This is a genomic window from Pseudoalteromonas simplex (assembly GCF_015278155.1).
GTDB classification, from domain to species: Bacteria; Pseudomonadota; Gammaproteobacteria; order Enterobacterales; family Alteromonadaceae; genus Pseudoalteromonas; species Pseudoalteromonas simplex.
In genome coordinates, this window is the sequence record NZ_JADILN010000005.1 from 163,333 (window position 1) to 183,104 (window position 19,772).

General features: G+C 41.8%; 22 protein-coding genes. All 22 read right to left on the reverse strand.

Annotated elements, in window-relative coordinates; genetic code table 11:
• Positions 1 to 6: 6 nt before the first annotated feature.
• Positions 7 to 2,535: a host specificity factor TipJ family phage tail protein gene (locus IRQ78_RS12220; RefSeq protein ID WP_194442350.1), complete on the reverse strand. Its 2,529-nt coding sequence runs from the start codon at positions 2,533 to 2,535 to the stop codon at positions 7 to 9.
• A complete protein-coding gene (locus IRQ78_RS12225) occupies positions 2,519 to 2,860 on the reverse strand; it encodes a hypothetical protein (RefSeq protein ID WP_228482620.1) in 342 nt (113 codons plus the stop codon). The genes IRQ78_RS12220 and IRQ78_RS12225 overlap by 17 nt, the downstream gene beginning before the upstream one ends.
• Positions 2,861 to 2,919: 59 nt before the next feature.
• Positions 2,920 to 3,411 (reverse strand): DUF1833 family protein, encoded by a 492-nt coding sequence (locus IRQ78_RS12230; RefSeq protein ID WP_194442352.1) that lies wholly within the window; start codon positions 3,409 to 3,411, stop codon positions 2,920 to 2,922.
• Between the two features lies 1 nt (position 3,412).
• Positions 3,413 to 6,373, reverse strand: coding sequence for a hypothetical protein (locus IRQ78_RS12235; RefSeq protein ID WP_194442353.1), 2,961 nt, complete (start codon positions 6,371 to 6,373; stop codon positions 3,413 to 3,415).
• Positions 6,366 to 6,842: a hypothetical protein gene (locus tag IRQ78_RS12240; protein WP_194442354.1), complete on the reverse strand. Its 477-nt coding sequence runs from the start codon at positions 6,840 to 6,842 to the stop codon at positions 6,366 to 6,368. The genes IRQ78_RS12235 and IRQ78_RS12240 overlap by 8 nt, the downstream gene beginning before the upstream one ends.
• Positions 6,843 to 6,844: 2 nt before the next feature.
• Positions 6,845 to 9,088 (reverse strand): phage tail tape measure protein, encoded by a 2,244-nt coding sequence (locus tag IRQ78_RS12245; protein ID WP_194442355.1) that lies wholly within the window; start codon positions 9,086 to 9,088, stop codon positions 6,845 to 6,847.
• Between the two features lie 5 nt (positions 9,089 to 9,093).
• Positions 9,094 to 9,330, reverse strand: a complete 237-nt coding sequence (locus IRQ78_RS12250) for a phage tail assembly protein T (protein ID WP_194442356.1) — start codon at positions 9,328 to 9,330, stop codon at positions 9,094 to 9,096.
• A 65-nt stretch (positions 9,331 to 9,395) separates the two neighbouring features.
• Positions 9,396 to 9,854, reverse strand: coding sequence for a hypothetical protein (locus tag IRQ78_RS12255; RefSeq protein WP_194442357.1), 459 nt, complete (start codon positions 9,852 to 9,854; stop codon positions 9,396 to 9,398).
• Between the two features lie 2 nt (positions 9,855 to 9,856).
• Positions 9,857 to 10,276 (reverse strand): phage tail tube protein, encoded by a 420-nt coding sequence (locus IRQ78_RS12260; RefSeq protein WP_194442358.1) that lies wholly within the window; start codon positions 10,274 to 10,276, stop codon positions 9,857 to 9,859.
• 3 nt (positions 10,277 to 10,279) lie between these two features.
• Positions 10,280 to 10,675 (reverse strand): phage tail terminator protein, encoded by a 396-nt coding sequence (gene gpU / locus IRQ78_RS12265; protein WP_194442359.1) that lies wholly within the window; start codon positions 10,673 to 10,675, stop codon positions 10,280 to 10,282.
• 2 nt (positions 10,676 to 10,677) lie between these two features.
• Positions 10,678 to 11,226 (reverse strand): phage tail protein, encoded by a 549-nt coding sequence (locus IRQ78_RS12270; RefSeq protein ID WP_194442360.1) that lies wholly within the window; start codon positions 11,224 to 11,226, stop codon positions 10,678 to 10,680.
• A gap of 2 nt (positions 11,227 to 11,228) precedes the next feature.
• A complete protein-coding gene (locus IRQ78_RS12275) occupies positions 11,229 to 11,510 on the reverse strand; it encodes a hypothetical protein (RefSeq protein ID WP_194442361.1) in 282 nt (93 codons plus the stop codon).
• Positions 11,511 to 11,762, reverse strand: a complete 252-nt coding sequence (locus IRQ78_RS12280; protein WP_062570614.1) for a hypothetical protein — start codon at positions 11,760 to 11,762, stop codon at positions 11,511 to 11,513.
• 58 nt (positions 11,763 to 11,820) lie between these two features.
• Complete coding sequence (locus IRQ78_RS12285) at positions 11,821 to 13,701, reverse strand: phage major capsid protein (RefSeq protein ID WP_194442362.1); 1,881 nt, start codon at positions 13,699 to 13,701, stop codon at positions 11,821 to 11,823.
• 1 nt (position 13,702) lies between these two features.
• On the reverse strand, positions 13,703 to 15,256 hold the full coding sequence (locus IRQ78_RS12290; RefSeq protein WP_194442363.1) for a phage portal protein: 1,554 nt from the start codon (positions 15,254 to 15,256) through the stop codon (positions 13,703 to 13,705).
• 5 nt (positions 15,257 to 15,261) lie between these two features.
• Positions 15,262 to 15,783 carry a hypothetical protein gene (locus IRQ78_RS12295; RefSeq protein ID WP_062570611.1) on the reverse strand — a complete coding sequence of 174 codons (522 nt, stop codon included), beginning with the start codon at positions 15,781 to 15,783 and terminating at the stop codon, positions 15,262 to 15,264.
• 2 nt (positions 15,784 to 15,785) lie between these two features.
• Entirely contained in the window at positions 15,786 to 17,843 is a 2,058-nt protein-coding gene (locus IRQ78_RS12300; protein ID WP_194442364.1) for a phage terminase large subunit family protein, read from the reverse strand.
• On the reverse strand, positions 17,788 to 18,237 hold the full coding sequence (locus IRQ78_RS12305; RefSeq protein WP_062570609.1) for a hypothetical protein: 450 nt from the start codon (positions 18,235 to 18,237) through the stop codon (positions 17,788 to 17,790). Before IRQ78_RS12305 ends, IRQ78_RS12300 begins: the two co-directional genes overlap by 56 nt.
• Positions 18,238 to 18,381: 144 nt before the next feature.
• A complete protein-coding gene (locus IRQ78_RS12310; protein ID WP_194442365.1) occupies positions 18,382 to 18,678 on the reverse strand; it encodes an HP1 family phage holin in 297 nt (98 codons plus the stop codon).
• Positions 18,659 to 18,943: an Rz1-like lysis system protein LysC gene (gene lysC / locus IRQ78_RS20910; protein WP_456107210.1), complete on the reverse strand. Its 285-nt coding sequence runs from the start codon at positions 18,941 to 18,943 to the stop codon at positions 18,659 to 18,661. Before lysC ends, IRQ78_RS12310 begins: the two co-directional genes overlap by 20 nt.
• Complete coding sequence (locus tag IRQ78_RS12315) at positions 18,837 to 19,265, reverse strand: hypothetical protein (RefSeq protein ID WP_194442366.1); 429 nt, start codon at positions 19,263 to 19,265, stop codon at positions 18,837 to 18,839. The genes lysC and IRQ78_RS12315 overlap by 107 nt, the downstream gene beginning before the upstream one ends.
• Positions 19,258 to 19,731 (reverse strand): lysozyme, encoded by a 474-nt coding sequence (locus IRQ78_RS12320; protein WP_194442367.1) that lies wholly within the window; start codon positions 19,729 to 19,731, stop codon positions 19,258 to 19,260. Before IRQ78_RS12320 ends, IRQ78_RS12315 begins: the two co-directional genes overlap by 8 nt.
• Between the last annotated feature and the right edge of the window lie 41 nt (positions 19,732 to 19,772).

The following is a 19,772-nucleotide window of genomic DNA, read 5'->3' on the forward strand; positions in this document are numbered from 1 at the left end:
GTTTACTTAAAAATAAATATCTGGAATTGTGATACTAGTTGTTATCGGCGCTGGACTATCATCATTTAGGTAAACTCGTTCATCATCAAGCTCAGCTGTTACTGAAACCTGGTCCGTTGATGACGGCTTAATATCTTTTATAAGCACACCATTACACCATCGTGTACTGATCCCAAACATATAAAGGGGTGGTTCGATTGAACCATCTAGGACGGGTGTAAAATCTAAATTAGCATCGATGATTACTTCATTGGAGGCACTGCCAGGCGAAACGTTGTAAGGGCCTGATAGAGTACCGTCTGGTTTTCTTAAAGCTAGAACATGTGTTTGCCCTGTTTGCCATTGCAGTTCAGGGTTATCAAGGTAGATAGAGCGACCAACATGCCCTATTACAGTACCTGTTTGTTCATATCCAGGTATATCATCAGCGACTGCGCAATAGTCTAGGTACTTTGAATTCAACGCATCCATTTCGGTTTTGAAATCAAACCGAGTTCGACGATAACGACGAATGCGGCGTTTTCGCATACCAAACTGATATGCTTTGTCGCGGTTTGTTATTCCAAAGGCTCTGATTTTTTCAGGGTTAGCACCTTCATCACCCGGTAACAAGCAAAGTATCGTTTCTGATTTCCAAGTAACTGGGTCAAAATACTCAACTTCGATACCATCAGGTTCATCATCATCCATCAGCTTAATAGAGCGCTTAAGCATGCCAACATAGTTATCTGGTTGATACATGTGACGATAAATAGTTCGCTTTTGATCACGTACAGGTGTAATTTTTCCATAATCAATCGTAGGCTCAGCAAAACCGACAGCTAAAACACGTTTAAGAACCTCAAAAACAGTGCTCTCACTATCAAAAACAGCATTAAACTCATCTGCTCGATTATGCCAAATAGGATGTAAAGTATTTAATGCTTCTAACCCTATTTTGTCATCGCTATGCCCTGCACTCTTTAATACATGTGCAAAAAATGGGGCTATATCAGTTGTTGGCCTTGGTGCACTCCAAGCGCCATTTTCATACACTGGCAAAATGCGGGTACCAATAACATTGAATTTATTTTCAGCTGTACCGGCTAAGGCATTTGTGCCACGGATCTTAATTGCTATTGTGGTTAAACCATCGTAAGTTGTCGCACTGTTTAATTCAGCCTTGAGAGCAGTCCAAAATATATCGTCATAAATACGGGTATCGTCAGTTGCAGCAGTGGCTCTTTTTACTCTTACCTCAGGCCTTATTTTAGATGGTAATGTAACTGGTACCGTTCGCCCTAGTTCATCATTTGTTGAATTTGTAAATACTTCGTCATCAACTGCAGTCCAGTCTTGAGCACCTTCAGCACGGTACTCTATTTGAACGGTTACTGTGCGACTTAAAAAATTACCATCATCATCAAGCTCACCTAAACCTTGTGGTAAACGAAAATCGAACCAAAGTTTGTCAGTCACTTCTCCTGCTGGGCATGCGAAAAAGGGCCCGTTAAATTGACCATCGCCGCCCCCATCTTCAACAATAACCGTTGCATTCGATGTGCTTTCAGTTACAAAACTTGTCCATGTTGGGTCATCTTGGGACTGGCCATCAACCTTATTCACCTGGCTACCATCTGAATCTTTGTTTAGCAGCTCAAAATACCCATCGTTTTGGCCATATAAAGAGCCTGTTATTGAAAGAACTTCGCCAACTGAAAATGGTGGAACTGATTTAAAGCGAAGAGGCCTACCAAGCTCAGCGTCCCACTCAACATAATGAACTATTAGCTCATCACCAGCGAAAGAGTACTCATAAGAGCCATTATCTCCCCCTGTTGAAGTAACGCGCCCTTTCAATTCAATACCGGTACTTCCTGAAGTTGAACCTACTTCACTTGAGGTATAAACATTTCTGAATGCTTCATGGCCTGTTACGTTTTCGCCTGGTTCAAACACCTGTATATCAATATCGCCGGCATAACTTGTGGTGGGTGTATTACCAATGAACATTTCATTCGATAATATTTCATAGCGCCCTACACCTACACTTAACATTAAGTAAAGCCATTGCTCATTATCAATATATTCTCGTCGTGGCATTGTTAAATAGTCAGGGTAAATTTTATGGCGCCCAGCCCCTTCAGGGATAATACCCATAAGCCTCGGCTTATTTCCTTGGGTATTTACATCATAAATACTACTGCCATCAGGAGTCGTAGAGTTATAGTTATCGGGGATTTGGTTTGCAGTATATACGGCATAACCCACAGCGATTACAGCAATAACCGCATAAGCGATAGTGGCAGGCTCTTTTGGCTCAACAATAATACTTACATCATCCGACGCCTTAAATTGATAAGTTTTCCAATTTGCAGGCAGTAATATCTGCTTATTGATAAGCGCAGTAAAAAGTGGTTCTTCACTTTCATAATATGCAGGGACATTTTCAGTAAGCCATTCATGAAGTGTCGAACCAACCATACATTTGCAAGGCTCCATTAAAGACAGGTCTAATTTGTTTGGGTAAACCTTGATATCAACCCACGTATTCATAAAATTTAACCTCTTTAAATAATCGTTTGAAGTCATCAATGCTGTCAATGGATGGCCCTTTACGGCGGGATGTATGCAGTATTTCAAGCTTGCCGTCGATCAATTCAACCGTGCCTATGTGGATCAAGTTACCAAACTTAAAACCACACACCACTGCTCCTGGTGATGGCTCGCAAGGTCTAAAGCTAGAAACAATTTGTTTATAAGCATCAGTAAGCAAACTTTTATTGTCAGGATGAATATGACCAAACGATTCAAACAATGGCTGACCATAATGATGATGGAGGCGATGGCGCGTTTGACCCCAGCAGTCAAAACCAGACATATCTCGCCCCTCATTCACATAAGGAACACTTAAATAATCATTAATTGTGTATGACATTATTAACTGAAGTATTTGAGCCCAGGGGCAATGGAAGGTGTATAGCGCTTGTTAGGCCAAGCTTTATTTACAAGGTCATTAAATGATGCAACTACATTGATGCTCTGTGAAGTAGCTTGAACGTCAGCAGCTTTCATTGTAACTGCCGGCTCTGCAGGTTCGCTTAAGTCACTCGATACATAGACCCGATAAATTACATCAATTTTTACGCCCGCATCAATTGCCTGATCAATCAGTGCAAGTGCTTCGCCAGACACATTATCAATTTGAAATTGTAAGTCCTGGCGCCCCTTGACACCTCGCTGCGGTAGCGACACACCCATACCACTGGCTTTAAATGTAACCATGTCGCCATTTTCAATACCCGCAATTTGGTCATCAAAGCCATCACAAATCCTAAGCTCCCATAAATCGGCGGCATTAAGTTCTAGAGTGTGAATAGGAATGTCGTTGACTGGTGCGCTGGCATAAACGCGTTGGAGAACTTCAGACATGCTACCTCGCTACCATAACTAAATATCCATAACTACCTAGACAATCTACAGATACAAGAAGTGAGTCAGTAACCATTTTTGAATGCAATGTCACATTATCCGACTTTTCAACAACATCAATTTCTCGACCATGGTACTCAGACGGTAAATTGACTCGTTGAGTTAACATCACATCATGCCAATCTAAGAAATAGTAGTCACCAGCTGAACTTTTAACTGGGTAGCTAGCTGTAGAGTCCCCTGGCCGTTTGAATACATTTCTATAACCTATAACACTGTAATACTCTCCGATAGAAGCAACAAAATCTCCTTTATCAACGACTCTAGGGTACATTTTGTCGGTGTTCCCTCTGATTTCCCATGCTTTCTCACTTGTATTAACCATACGTGTTTCAGGGAGTGCTGACTTTATAGGGAGGTAACCCATAGCAAAAACAGAAGCTGAATTGTCGTTAAGGCCTATAAACCTATCGACGATTTTTCCTGCTTCCATTTTCGCCGCGTCGATATAAACAGAATTTAAGCCGTTGCTTGATGTTTTATTTGCGGGCTCGATAAGGGCATAATCAAAGTCGACACCTTGTGAGTTGAATGAAACTGCTTTAGGAATGTAATACCTATCAAGCTCTAGTCGCATTGCTTGCAAGAACATCAAATCTTGTACGTTGAGTTCTTTAAGAAAAACTATATCAGAGTAAATAGTGCAGTTTGCATATTTATCAAATTCATAAACCATACTCACAGAATATGAAGGCTCTCGTCCTGACGGTGAGACCTCATTACTTTCTCTGTCTTCTATATACCATTGAATAATTTCTTCACGGCTAAGAACATCATAACTTTCTATGAACTTTATACTTTCTTTAAATTCATAGCTTCCTTGATCAACTTTCTTACCATCAACAAGAACAATCATATTTCGATTTTGAAATGCAGGTCTAAAATCAGCATATGATTGATAAGTTGCTGTAAACGAACTTGTGTTCACACCACCAGACAAATGATTAAATACTCCATCCCCAAGTGCTGCGGTTGAATTATTAAATCGGTGTGCTATCCATAAGGTATTGGCATCCACAAGCCCCAATATCACATACTGCTCAGAACCAAGTTCATACACACTGCCAATATCAGCATCTTTCTTACCATGGTTTACTGATGAGTATAATCCCATTTTATAACCATGATTTGCGCCAACTGTAGTGTCCATCACACGTTGAGGGGCTACATCATCATTTCCCATTTTAACGACTTGACCATTGATATAGTCGCCGTTGAAATTAAATACCTTAACCTGAGACAAATCACTTAGATTAGGGAATGGTCTAATGACACGCTTTACTTCATCATTACCTTGATAACCAATTAAATAAGAATCTTCATCTTCTCCGTTTAAAACAAAGTTCGGCTTAGTAGATAATAAATTATTGACTATCTGATGACGGCACTTATCGGTGATGAAAATATTATTGATTGCCTCAGAGAAACTTATATCGCTCATAGAGCTGATAAAATAGTACCCGCCTGCGAAAAGGTCTTCTCCTTCAGGTTGATATGAAGAGCCTATTACAAGTTTCTTTACGTTTGCATCATCTACCAGTCCTTTATATAAAAATAATTTAAACTTTGGAGTGATTTGCAAATACGTATGGTCCGTGTTTTTCAACGCCTTCAATGTGTCATTTGAGTCAGCTGAATAGACAAAAGCCGCTTCAGGAAACTCTTCATCCTGACTATGAAGATAGAATGCACCAAGCACATATTTCCCATTTAAATTTTCTTGTTCTTCGGTGAAAACAAACTCATTCCCCCCAGAACGAAGGTTAACACCTTTACTCAAACCGCGAGCTTTAAAATCATCAAAACTCTTTAAACTTACAACTTTAGAACCTGAACGAATTCGAGGAATTGACGCTGTAAAGTCACCTTCAACAAACTCATTTGAAAATGACTGTTTTAAGTTATTGCTAAGCGCAGTCGGTAATGCATCCGCTTCATATGCCTGAAGGGCTTGCTCAACATCATTACTATTAGCAAACCCTTGACTCTGAGAAACTTTGTAGTTATCGAGCCTACATTTGTCTTTAATAAGAAATTGCGCAAGTAAGGCTTTTACATCAAAAGGATTTTCCTGATATGTAGCAAAGAAACCAGTAGCAAAACGAGTATCATCCACAGGGACGCTAGATGAACCAACTAAAATATTAGTCGCGCCTACTTGGCTTACTTGGCCATATTCATATGCTAGGATCAAGCGTGGAGTAAGTTGAATAAAACCATTACTACGACTATTAGTAACTGCTATTGAACCTGACTCAGTTTCAGAATAAATTACATTGCCACCATTTGGTAAATTAGCAGGGTTCTCTGAGTAGATAAGCAAACAACCCGCAATATACAAATTGTTTAAATCTACACCTGTATGGGCTCTAGCAAAGTCATTTCCAGACTTCCATTTAATACCCTTTCTGTAACCACGCTCTATTAATTCAAGCTGGTTATCTAGGTCAACCACAGTAGAATTAGATCGCAGCTCTGGATTACCATCGATAAAATCACCGCCAGTAACGTAGTTCACAAAAAATTCATCGACTATTGTGCTGTATAAAGCATCAAGCGCTTTGTCATTTGGGTAAGCCTTTTTAAATGTAGCTATACCGCCATCATTTTTATATAGCTTTAAGAACGCAGTATCATCATCACTGACAACAGAGAAGTATTGTCCCGAAGAAGTAGCAGCAATACCAGCTGATGTTGTTTCGTATTTAACTGCATCAATATCTGCGGCTGCGTCGGTAACCAATTGTACAATTGAATTAAGAGTATCAATAATTAACTTTGTAATGCTGGGCTTTTGAACACCGTTAATTTCTACACTTGTATTTTCATCGCCTTGAAGCACCTGATTCAACTGCTCAACTGATTGTTTCAAATCACCGGTTAGCTCTAAAAATTCACTCATTGTTACTTTCCAAATAGTTGTTTACTGTATTCGATATTGAGTTGATGTAGTCTTCATAAGTTACTGGCTCTATAAGTAACTTAATCATCCCTTCCTCACTCACTATCTGCCGCTCTTTAATTTCGATATTCGCGCTATAACTCCAAAATCCGCCATTGAAACTGCATGACTCCAGCGGACTTTGTTTAAAACGTACATCGTGGTCAATTAAGCCTTGGGGTGTGCGAATTGGCATAACAAACCAGTTAACCGCATCGTTGATACCGTGTTTCACAAACCCTTCTAAAATAACTGCTTGCTCATCCTTGAGTTTCCACGTTGCAGCCATTGCCGTTGGCACTGATTGAAAGCGCTTGCGTTGTCGAGCTCGGCCGCTTGCCATTTCAGTTCTTAATAAGTTAGGGTTTTGAGATAGCCGGTGAGTTGAAACAAGGGGAAGTTTTAGGTCTTTGGGGTAACGAACTAACATACTTAGAACCCCTGCCTTTGAAGGCCATAGGTATTTTCAAGAACGGATGAAGCTTCACCACCCTGGCGTATACTCGTTACAAATATATTGATTACTTCTTCACCTGATGGCCCTGATCTACGTGTTGTCGAACCTGCTCTACTTGCATCTTCATACAAATTCACCGTTACATTTGAACCTAGTGATTGCCCCTTACTGTGGTCAACAACTGTTTCATTACCGTGTAAAATGGCATGGAAACCACCTTTACCATCAACACCACCGTAACGGGGTAAATTACCTGTATAACCACCACCATCAAAAGAAGCTAAGCCACTCACTTTACCCGCATACATACCACCGGCAGCAATAACAACACCTGCAGCTGCAGCACCAAGAACAGGTCCGACATAAGGAATATCAGCAAGCGCGTTATATGCTTTCATCGCAGTATCATAGGTATTCGTCCAAATACTTTGTATTGAATTACTCTTTTCATCATCAAGCATGGCAGCACCAATACTCATAGCTGATTTCGCATAGCTCGCTTTTTTACTGTCCATGCCATCAAAGTAACCGCTCATCACGTTAAACAAACTGTCGTATGATTGCTGCATCGTATCGATACGAGTCTTTTCTTCTTTGTCTAACTTTTCTTTATGTTCTTTTTCTTTCTTTTCTCTGGCTTCTTGCTGCTCTTTTTGGATATTGGTTATGTTTTGTTGGTGTTGAGCTTCGGCCTGTTCCTTAGCCAACTTATATGACGCTTCAATTTCAGCGGTTAGTAAGTTCTTATCACGCAGCAACTGGAACTCTTTTTCCATTTGCTGCTGCTGACGTTCAAAGCGACGATTCTCAAGTTCAATTTCTTTACCTTCCATGGCCAATTGAGCTTCATGAATCTTTTCATATTGTTTTTTTGCCGCATCAACTAGGGCTTGTTGATCAGAAGAAATTAAATTGGATAAGCCTGTTTTTCCGCCTTTACTCGTTTGTTCTGCTGCAGCTGCTTGAAATTTTGCTTGAACATCCTCAATCCATCCCTTTATACGCTCTGAGGGTAGCGGCTCCATCATAGAGTTATGAAGATCTTCTTTCGCTTGAATAAGGCTGTCGAATGCAGTTTCACCTATTTCATCCAGCGTTTTAAAGCCCTCAGCATTTCCGAGTTTATTTAACTCTGCCAATGCCTTTTTCGCAGAATCACCTACACCAGGAATATGCTGAGCAAGCTCTAATACTTTTCTGAGCGGAAATAAAATGCCATTAGTCACCCTATTAGCAAAAGGGACAATCCCTTTGTTAATTACAAAAGCCAGCCCTTGCCATAGCGCTGTCGAAAAACCCATAGCAACGACTTTCGCACCATTAAAAAGAACTTTTAAACCATGAACACCGTCAGCCATTACACCAATACCAGTTGATACTTTTCCTATGACCTGCTGGGCGAGTTTGCCGAAGCCACCGGCTTCTTTTGCTGTTTCAACGAAAAGATCTGATAAAGCACCAACAAGAGGAGCAGTCTCTGTTGTCAGTTTTTTCCCAAACGATGACAAAAGCTTTTCTGCTCGGTCAAATGAGTCATTGGCCATTTCAACTTTTGAAGCATCGATTCGACTAAATGTAATACCTAACTCTTCTGCTTCAGTGATCATGGCAGCAATACCATCAGCCCCTAAGTTAAGAGTATTCAGTAATTTCACACCCTCAGAATCAAATAGCTTTTGAGTTAAAAATACTTTTTGGCCTTGCTCGTGTATGCCTTTCATTTTTTCTGCAATGAGGGCAAATTGTTGATCAGGGCTTTTATCCTTTATCTCATCAATTGAGATCCCCAATTGCTCAAGCGCGACTGCTGCCTCACCACTTCCCGTTGCTGCAACTTGCCCTATACGTCTGGTCATTCGCTGTAACCCCATATTGAGGCTTTCTGTGCTCGCACCGGTTTGATTTGCAGCATGCTGCAAACCAATTAAGGCTTCTGTTGATATACCTAAGCGGTCTGACGTTTTTGCTTGTTGATCAATAAACTCAGCTTGTTTCTTATAAATCGCCGCATATGCAGCAATACTTACTGTTGCAAACCCGGCAATCGCTTTACCTGCCATATTTGAATAGGTGCGAGTCTTAGCTGCAAATAGCTTTGTTTGGTCAGATACATTTTGAATAGAGAGCGTAAACTTTTTATTTGCTTCTACTGACTTATTAAACTCTGTACGGTGCGATCGGGTATCAGCACTTAAAATGACTTTATGTTCATTGGCCATGATATTTATCCAAATAATTGGTAAATTTCTTCCACCGTTTTCTCACGCTCTTTTGGCCGTTCGACAGCGCTAAGCATGAAATCATTTACGGAATTTATATTTTGTTTATTGGAGCTGAGATAGTTTGTGACTAGCGCTCTAAGCGCCGCTAACTGAAATTCATCAACTTGTGCACCAAAAGGCTCAAGCTGAGCAAATTGCTGCCACTCTATAAATTGAGTTGATGACATATTAAAAAGCATGTCATCAACATTGGTTGCCCCGTTTTTTTGTGCCAACCGCAGGGCAAATCTACGGTTCGGTTGGCCTAAGAGGGGTTTGCGTCTAAGTCTTCTTGAGTTGGTTGCTCAACTTCTTCTAGCTGGGTGTCAGTTTCTTTAGGAATAAAACTAGGCGTTATCCAATCGATACCTGAAATAGCCGCTATTTCGTCCAAAGCAGGTATGACTTTTGAGTGAGGTAGTGTCGCCAAATACATAAGGTCAACATCATTTTGCCAATCAAAAGGCATACGTCCATTACCCGTTCTCAATGACATGGCAAGCGCCATATACCGAAGCCCCATTAATTCACGAGACTTAGTTGCATCATCAGTATCTTCTGCTTGGATTCGGCCTAACATGTCATGAATGATCACATAATCACTCGCGCCTAACTCCACTATAAAAAAATGACCAAGCTTTTGCTTGGCCACTATTCGGTGTTTAAAGTTCGGGTCAACTGGCATTGCGCGCTCTGCAAGCCATCTTTTAAGCCATGCAATCATAATTATGCCAATGATGATTCGGCAATAGGACCGTCAACTTTTACCTTGATTGAGCGTTTTACATGCTCACCAACAGGTGTTTGGTCGCCGACTTCAGTAACCAGGCATCGGAATGACTTTGACTTACTAATTGGCGAGGGAAACTGGAGTTGTAAATACTCTTTCGTATCGTTATCTAATGCATCAGCAATCGCTTCCATATCACTGTTGCCTGGCTCATATTTAAAAACAAAGGTGTATTCACCGCCATCCTTTAAGCCATAATCATATTCTTTGTAATCATGCTCAGCGCCATACGTGGTGTTTTCATGAGTCTCAGCTGTTTTTGCACCTGGTTGAAGGTCAACAATATTGGCAATCTTTTCGCCATAAGCTGTGCCGTTATCAGTTGAACGATGTAAAGTTACTTTATTGCCTAACATTGTTTAGTCCTCGTCTTCATATTGAACTTTAAAAAATAAGGTAAGTGATGCAGTTAATGATTCAGGGTCTCTGTCGTACTGAAAACCGACTCTGTAAATTGCATCGACCAAGCCATTTAAGGTGTTATCAGCTCGAATGGCAGCTTCAACTTGGCTAGCAAATACATCTAACTCTGTATCCTGCTTACCATTGCTATCTATAATTATTTCAATTGATAACTGCGCATTGGTGTCAGTATCATCATCAAAATCCCTTACAGATTCACCGCTATCAAAAAACACCGCACTGCATGGCAGCTCTTCTTTGTAAAATTGGGCTGGTCTAAAATCAAACGTTGCTGTAAAAAAGCCAGCTATCAATTGCTTGATGCTGGCTCTAATTTGTTGTCTGGTTGCCATAACTATTTTCTTAATATTCGCGTGTAACGTTTATTTATTTCTTTAGCCAACTCACGGCCATATCGACGTTCAAAGCGCGCTCGCGCATTTTCAAGCCCTCTTTTCACTTCTCGGTGTACAAAGCTTTTACCAATTTCCGTAGGTTGAAGTGGGTACCTTTTCTTACCATAACGTTTAACCCCCACCCTCTTACCGTATTTGCTTGTGACAATAAATCCACCATCCCATTCATAGGGCCCTAAGCTCAAACCGGTATCGGTTTCTTTTGCGCCGGCAACGACAGCGTTAATAGCGCGGGTCCTTGCAGTAATGATAATCCGCAATTTTTTAGGGCTTGCACGGCGTGTTGATGTACGCTTTCGCAGCACCTTCTGAGGCACAGCTAAGGCAATAGCAGACTCTTTAACAGCTTCTTTTCTAATTGAGGTTAGTCCACGATTCAGAACAGATTGGACAGCACGATCGCCTTCTTTGGTGATGCGCTTTAAATCTCTGTTTAACTCGTTCATCCCATAAGTAAGCTGTTTATGGTTTATATTAATAATGGTCATAATTACCCTGGTACCACTATTAGGTGAGTAACGTTGCCATGCTGGCGCTTAGTAACATACTTGTATAACTTCCCTGAAATGGTCAGTGTATCGTGACGCTGCAGATTAAAACCGGCACTCTGGGGAGTGATAAAAATATGCTGACTTGAGTCAACATCAGCCCATTGATATGCATTGATATCTAAAAACCCGATAACCTCAATGCCATCAATTACACTAACATCAGTAAAATCAGCAAAAAATACATTGGTCAGATCTGCATTAAGGTCATCGGAAAAGTTCATTTATTCTTCACCCTCTGGACCAAATGCAGCATCAAGATCTGCATCTTCCGATGAAGGCTCTTTCACCTGAGTGGTGACTTTATCATTTACAATTTCGCCTTTACTTGCATTCACAAGTTCCTTGGCCAGAGTTTCACGAATCGAGATAATCGTTGGTTTCTTTTTATCTTTGCCAGGATAAATACTTTCACCATTGATACGAATACCGCGGTCAACGCGGAAATTAACTTTTTTAACTGTTTGCTTTGCCATGATTTATACCTTTTTAAAAAAGAAATAAGGCACCAACTGGCGCCTTATTAAAGGGAGATTAAGAGCCGTAGCTGAATGCTTGGGCGTGACGAACCGCAACATCAACGTCTTGGAAAAGACGCATTACTAAACCACCAGATTTAACTTTAGTGGCGCGGTCAGGTACCACATCAAGCGCTCCCCACATACCAAACATAAGCTGTGAGAAGTCACCAAATAAGATTGAACCTGCATCCATTTGAGTACCAACGACACCTTGATAACCATTTACACGGTTATCATCACCCCACAAGAACTTAGCCGTGCCTGCTGCCTTTTCTGTGGTTTTTAAAGTGCCACGCATACTTGGGCGCATTAAGTAAGCCATGCTTTCTGAATCTGCATTTGCTTCTGCTACATCAGTTTCAAACTCAACAATTTTTGCCCAGTTAACGCCACCGGTTAAATCAACTGCGCCAATGCCTGCAGTGTTGATAATACCTGTTGGCTGATTTGCAGCACCGGTACCTTTAATACCAGCGCTATCTAATGCAAGCGCTAAACCTTCCATAATATCGTTGCGAACCAACGCTTCGATATCAGGAGTAGATTGGATCATCATTCGGCGGGTCATTGGCACTGCAGTAGCAACTGTATGCGGTGACATTTGAACTGTTGTAAAGCTAAGATCTGAATCAGTAGCTTCACCATCTTCACCCACCCAATAAAATGTCGCTGAGCCAGCATGCTTAGGAATATCTAAGTTACCTACTAAACCACTCATATATCGAGCACCTAAACCACCCAGCATTGCTTTTGCCCGTAAAGCCTCAATAAACAGTTCACTGTGTAGCTCAGTAGCAATTAACTCGGCACCCTTACCAGCGGTTCCAGCAGCCTGTTGGCGCATTAGCATCTGACGCTCTAACTGCTGACGAATACCAAAGCCCAATGCTTCAGGGCTTACATAACAACCATCAGGGTCTTTACCTGTGCGCTCAGCAATGGCATTTGATAGTTCACGCTCTAGGCCTGCTTGCTTAAAGTTCCCAGTTGCAACCGCACGGAATAACTTAAGAACGCTATAACGCTGCAGGTCCTTTTGCTCAACCCCCAAGTCAAACACTGTTGACTGTGCATCAGGTGCATTACGCTTGTTTTGTAGCTCACGTAATAAGGCCGAATTAAACTCTTCAAACGATTTACCATCACGGATACATTCGTTCGCAAGTGTTTCAGCACCATATTGAGAACCGGTCTGCGCTATACGCTGAGCATCATTTACTGGGGCACTAAATGGTGCTTGTTGCTGTGAGCGCTGATGTGTTTGTTGATTAAGAGCCGGAGTTTGACGAGTTTCATCTTCTGCCGGGGTGATGTCATCTAGGATTTCGTTCTCATCCATTTTGATTGCCTCTCTGATATTGACATTATTGCTATTTTCATCTGAACGACCCACCCCGACAGTGGGGTCGGCTGGTACAGAAACGGAAGATATTTCCATAGGTTGCCACTTGGTGATCCGATAATGCTCGTTATCACCTTCTCGCTTGGTTAGCGTGGCTTCTAAAATGCGGTAACCAACACTGATATTGGTGCGTATACTGTCTTGCATATCTATCAGTAATTGTTCACCTAAAGGATTTCGCGATAGTTTTATCTCGGCGTAGCCTCGGCCATTTTCTACCCAAGCCTTAGTGATTACGCCTCGTTGGTCTTGCCAATTGTGATCACATAAAAATGGGCCATTTTGTTCTATTCGTGATAAATCAACTTCATCTACCTCATGACCCAATGTTTCAAACCAGCCCCAGCGTTCAACTTCGTACTCACTTGAAAATGAAATTGTGACTGTGCGCTCTTCAACATTGATGCTGTCTTGCTCAACTTCTGCAAAACGATAGGCAATAGGACACTTACCGCCGACCAACATGTCACGGGTAATTTGATTAACTTTCATATTATTCCTCGTCTTCTTTTGGAGGGGGTTCGTTGGCCTTAACCGATGAGCCTTTGATCAGACCGATAGATTGAGCTAATTGAATGTTGTCGCCCATTAGCTCCAAGAAGTTTTGCCAACCCTCAGCGAGTTCTTGTGGATCAAGGCCTTTGTCTTGAAGAACTTCCATAGGGTTAACAGTGAAGTTTTTATAGCTTTCTGAAATTGCTTGTTCGTCTTTTAGTGGGTCAACCCACTGCCACCGACGGCCATAAAATTGATAATGATTTGCACGCTCTAGATCATAAGCATACAAACCTTTAATTTGATTTCTAATGAGCGCGTTACGAAGCCAGCGCTCATAAATAACATTCTTGATTTGGCTGATATACCAACCTTGCAAGCGTTTCCAATGCTCACGATCTTCAATGACAGCTTGCCTTAAGGTTGACCAGCTGACACCTTCAAAGTCGTTTGCTAGAACATTGTAATTTGCATCTACCCCACTTGCTGCACCACGCAAGATTGCTTTTTGAAAATCACCTGTTGAATCATCAGGCATGTCAAAGCGGCTCTCTCTGGCTTTGAAACCATCTGGTACCACATTACTTTTACCTGGTTCGAGTTCCTGAATAAACTCGCCATTCTCCCAATTTTCGTCATCTTCAGGAGGTGGCTGATCCGGGTCCCGCTCATAAATAAGCATATTGCTTGCACCGACTCGTGCACTAACAAGTGTTGCTTCACGAAAACCACGAATGTCATGCATATCTAGTAGCGACGCATGGGCCCAGGGTACGCCTCGTGTTTGACCTGGGCGCCACATAGGGAATGGCAATACAATCTCATCTGCAGGTACCCGAATATATCGTCTACCGCCCGTAGACCACATATATTCACCTGGGTGATTGGTAAGAATATGGTACGCAAGGTGACGACCAAAACCGTCCTGCTCAACCCCCATTTTGATAACGTGGCCATTAGACAGAACTTTATAGAGATTCACATCGAGCAAATCAGCTTCTATAAGCTGAAAAGCATAACCAAACTTATTAGGTGCGTTGTCTATATGCCTGATCAACATATCACCGTCTTGGCTGACGGTCTTCGCTATCAATTGGTCAGCTTCGGTCATATTCATACGACCTGATATTTCGCAAAAACCTTTACGACAAAACTCTTTATAAGCTAACTCGACAGATTTATTCGCATCTTTATCAAGTTCCCCTTGCGCATTTCGTATCTGCGATTGAAGACGAAAGCCCTTATCCCCGACAATATGCGTTTGCACCATGCCAAAGTACTTTTTGATATACCCAACATCCTCACCTGCAGATCGACTTGCAGCTCGTAAGCGCTCCACATCTCTTCGCAAGGTTTCATCAACACTTAAACCATAACCGATAGGGTTTTTAAACAAACGATCAGATTTAGATGCAGCATAGCGTTTTTGTGCCGCAATTTGTTGAGGTGATAACTTACGTGCAGCTTGCTCTGGTTGTTCGTAATCACGAACTTCAGGTGTTTGTTGCTGAGTGTTATCACCACGCCCCAGTATCTTATCCAATAAACCCATAATCTTTACCGAAACCTAATTGAACGTCGGCGAGTGATTTCACCGCGTGCTACTTTTTCGTTATGAACTTTCCAGGCGTAGTCATTTTCAAACTTCTTTAGACTCTCAAATGGAATGCGCGACAAGCTACGACCGTCAATACTGTAGTTTTCATGATCAGTTAAAACCCGCCCTTCTAAGCGCTTACGTATTGCAACTAACATTTTTTCGTTATGAGTTAATACAGTGCTTGTCTGAGCTGCTGTTGGATCAGCTTTAACTTCTATGCGTCCTTCATTTAACTGATAGTTCTCACCATGTAACGTTTGGATTAAATGCCAGGTGTAATGCCCTGCTTGAATAGCTGCGCTATCAGCTGAGCTCATGCTTACAATTACTTCGCCTGCAGCAAAGGTTGCATCAATTGATACTCGGTTTTGTTCTGATAAGAGAACATACTGAAATTGAGACACATCGCCTTCATCGCCAGTAAATTGAGCTGTCCAAACAACTTTGGTACCAGCAATGATGCTCTTTGGTTCTGACATAATTAATGACCTGAAATGAATCCTGAACCACGCCCAGCGCGCTGACTAGAACGCTTGGGCTTCATTGGTTTCTTAACTACTTCTGTTTCTTCTTGCTGAGGTGCAAATAAATCTATTTGAGACAAGCGTTGCTCTAACAAGTCCCAATCTTTAGGTTTTTTAGTGTGAACTTTTGTGGCCATTGCCGCATGCAATGCATAAACTTCGCAGTCTAACGCTTCATTTCGACGGCCTGACTTTACTTGCCAAATTCGAGCACCACGTAAGTTTCTTGATGGCGCTTTTATTTCCGATGTAACCTGCTCCCAATAATCGACTCGGGCATCTGAATAGCTGTGCATATAAGCACTTGTCCCATTTAGCCGTTTAGAGATCAGGTCTTTTGCTTTGTGCGTCCCAACCATATAAACCTGCACGCCATGTTTATCAGCTTTAGTGGCTTTACGCGCATTGTTATGGTCTAGCTTTTGTGGCAAACGAAATATTTCTCGCTTGCCGTTATCATGACTATCGCCCTTGCCTGCCATAATTAAGATGCGGCGATGTTTAGCGCTACGGGTTCTTACCCAATGATAGACAGAGTGGTTCGTAGAGCCGTCTGATGAATCTATAGTTACTGCGCTTAAATGTAAGTTTGCAAATGACTCATGCTGAAAACCACTAAATAAGATCCCGTCCAATTCTTTCCAAACAGGGTCATTCTTATCTGCAGTATCGCCGGCTATTTCTCGCCAAAGCATTAGCCAGCTTTCTTCATTCCTGCCAAATGCCCTGATGATAATTGCAAGTCTGTCATGCTGAACATCGATACCAGCAGTAACAATCAGCCCACCTCTTGGGCAAACTAACTCAGGGTAGTCTTCCGCCTTTTCTTGCAACTCTTCATGGTTAAGTGAGTCTTTATCCTTGTACTCATAAGGCTTACCAAGCTTTGAGTTTTGAAAAACAATACGGCCATTCTCATCCCCTAACCTCGCTTCGTACTCAGCTTCTAAGTAATCACGAACAATACTGGCTATTGATGAGCCTGGAATACATACGTACAGCTCAGACAAATCCTTAAAGGTTTCAACTACTCCGTCATTTTCAACAGTGGCTACCCAGCCACAATACTCATCACCCGCCTCTTTTGCATTTTTGCAGGTGTTAAATATATTCTGCTGACGCTGCCAATCAGACCAGGCCGACCCACAATGAGGACACGCATATAAAGCTGACTCTGGTATGTGGCGCCCAAAGATGGGATGAACCGGGCCATCTTCTTTTTCAATCCAACTCACATTTTCCCAATCAAGAATGTGTGATTCGCCACATTCATGACATATGATCGGTAATACTCTTTGCGAACCTAAGTTAACGTAGTGCTCAACTTTTGATAGGCCAGCAACACTTGGGGTTCCACCTAACACAAACTTACGTTTTCTAAAACGCTTGTTCCGCTCTCTTGCCAAGCGAATAGCATCACCTTGATCACCTACACTGTCATTTGTGTCATCGGGTTCTTCAACGACAACAACTGGCGAAGGTGTCGACTTAACGTTTGAAACAGAGTTAGAACCAAATACCTTAAGTGAACCACCAGGAAAGTTCTTTTTATTGTTTCGATTACCCGACTTACGGCTTGTTGATACATCAACACGCTTTGCTAGCTCAGGCGTCGCCTCTACGCAAGGTGTAAATTTCTCTTCCATGAAGTCAGTCGCTTTAGAGTCTTTAGGGAACAGACCCAACATACGACTTGGTTCAACACATATATTTTTAGATAACCACCCACATAACAGCATGGTCCAGCCAATTTGAGCGGCTTTAGTTAACCCAATGAACTCAACATGCTCATTATCTAAAGCATGCATTACGCCCCAAAAGTAAGGAACAAAGTCAGCGTTATATAAACCTGAAAAGTCTGAATCTTCAGCTGGTAGCCTAAAGTAAGTTTCTAACCACTCTTTGGTTGGTAAGCGCTCTACTGGCAACCACCCATCAGCTACCTCTTTGATAAGATCGTCAAGATTGGAACTGGAAATCTCCAATAACTCGGCAGGTAGACTCAACGATTCCATTAATAGATTCACGGTCTATCGATACCTCATACTGATCTTCAATAAGTGCAATGATTTTATCCACTGAGTTTTCATATTCAGACTTAGCAATAATGGTCCACTGGTCCATTGCATCGCGAACTTGAGTTCGGTCTAAAACAAGTTTGTGTTCTTTGAAAAGTTCGAGCTCTTTCATTTGCGCGCTAGCGATTGCTTCGCGCGTTTTTGCTTCATCAAGCTTTTGACGATGAGTCGTTGGCGTGCGCCCAGCGGCTTTTTCGCGCAAATCGCGAATATATGCCAAACGAATTTCTTCCAATGAATTTACTTTGTGGTCTAGCTTCAAACGTGAGAGCACATCACGAAGTTGTCGCTCTGAAATATCCAGATGTTCTGCAATTTCAACTTGATTCAATTTGAAACCTAACTATCTAATATCAATGAAAAACCGGAACCCCCTTATAGGAAGTTCTAGCTGTTAAAAATTCGCGAGTTCTGCTTCGTATACAGGGTATTGCTCAAAGGACCCGTGAATATATTTTTCAATTGAGCAGAGAAATTAATTACCATCTGAATCAGCCTGGCATAACAGCTGTGCATGATCGCTTTGTTGTAGCGCTTCCATTCTTGCTCGATGGAACTCTCTATCATCTTCATGCTTACGTGCTTCACGTTCGTCACGCTTATGTTGAAACCACGCATTAACTAAGAATGTTAATGCTGCGAATATAATCCCCAGTAATATAGCCCACTCATTCAAGCTAAATATCCCTCCAGCTGCAGTGCCTAAGCTTGCGCTGTAGGTCGTTACACTGACGGCCTTTTGCATAGCTATATCACTTGTTTCTATTCGCATTGTTCCACTCTCGCGCTCTTGATAGCTGCTCATTGCAGGTATCAATAACGGTCTCTAAATACACTGTGTACTGACTGTGAGATGTATTGTCTCCAACAACTTGAATGCTAACCTCACAAGGTTTAATGAACTCGTTAGGCATCCGCACAAACTCATACTCAGTTTGTACGACTGTTTTGATTACAGGCTCTAGCGTTGGCGTACTTGAACACGCTGATAACAGCGCTAGGCACACAGTCATTAGCCCAGTTTTTAGTTGTTTCATTAGTCGATAGCCTTAATGCATCAAGTTGTGAGTTAGTTGTTTGAAGCTTATTTTCGATAGAGGTAAGTTGTGCTAAGTGCTTTGCACGAATTTGTTCCAGTAAAGTGCGCTCTTTTAGTAATCGCTTATTTTGCTTCTCAGCATTCACTAAGTTGTTAGCTAGCATCTCAACCTGATTCTTATAGCTTTGAATGGTGCCGAGTAGCTGTTCGTTACTATCACGCGCTTCATCAAGCTCAGCGCTAACACCTAAATATCGAAACACTGATATCGCAAGCATCACTCCCAAGCCTGAAAACAATACTTTGTTTAAACTAAACATCGCTGAGCTCGCTTAAGCATAACTGGCGTTCTGCTTCACGGCGCTTAATTAAGCCTGGTAACTTCTGGCCATCAGCGTAAACCCAACGCGATAACTCATTACACGCTTTCACTCGTTGGTCATTGTTCAAAAGTTTTAATAACGTGCTACTACGAAAGTTCCCAGCACCCACGTTGTAATGAAATGACAAGTAAGCAGCATGTTCGCTTGCTAACATTGATACGCTAACAGCTCTTAGCAGCTGCTTGTTATGTTCGCCTAAGTCTTTAGCAAACAAACTTAAACATTCGTTCTCTGTGTAGTTCTTGCCAAGCTCAGCTGTCGCTGTGTGACCAAAACAAGCGGTAACCACACCAACAGGATCGACATAGCCCGTTCTTACCTCACCTTCAAACTGTGCAATCGTAACGCCTGCAAGCGCAAGTACACCGGTAACACCAGCGGCTAATAGCTTGTTTACTTTCATAGGGGCCTCAAACGAAAAAACCCGCTCAGGCAAAGCCAAAG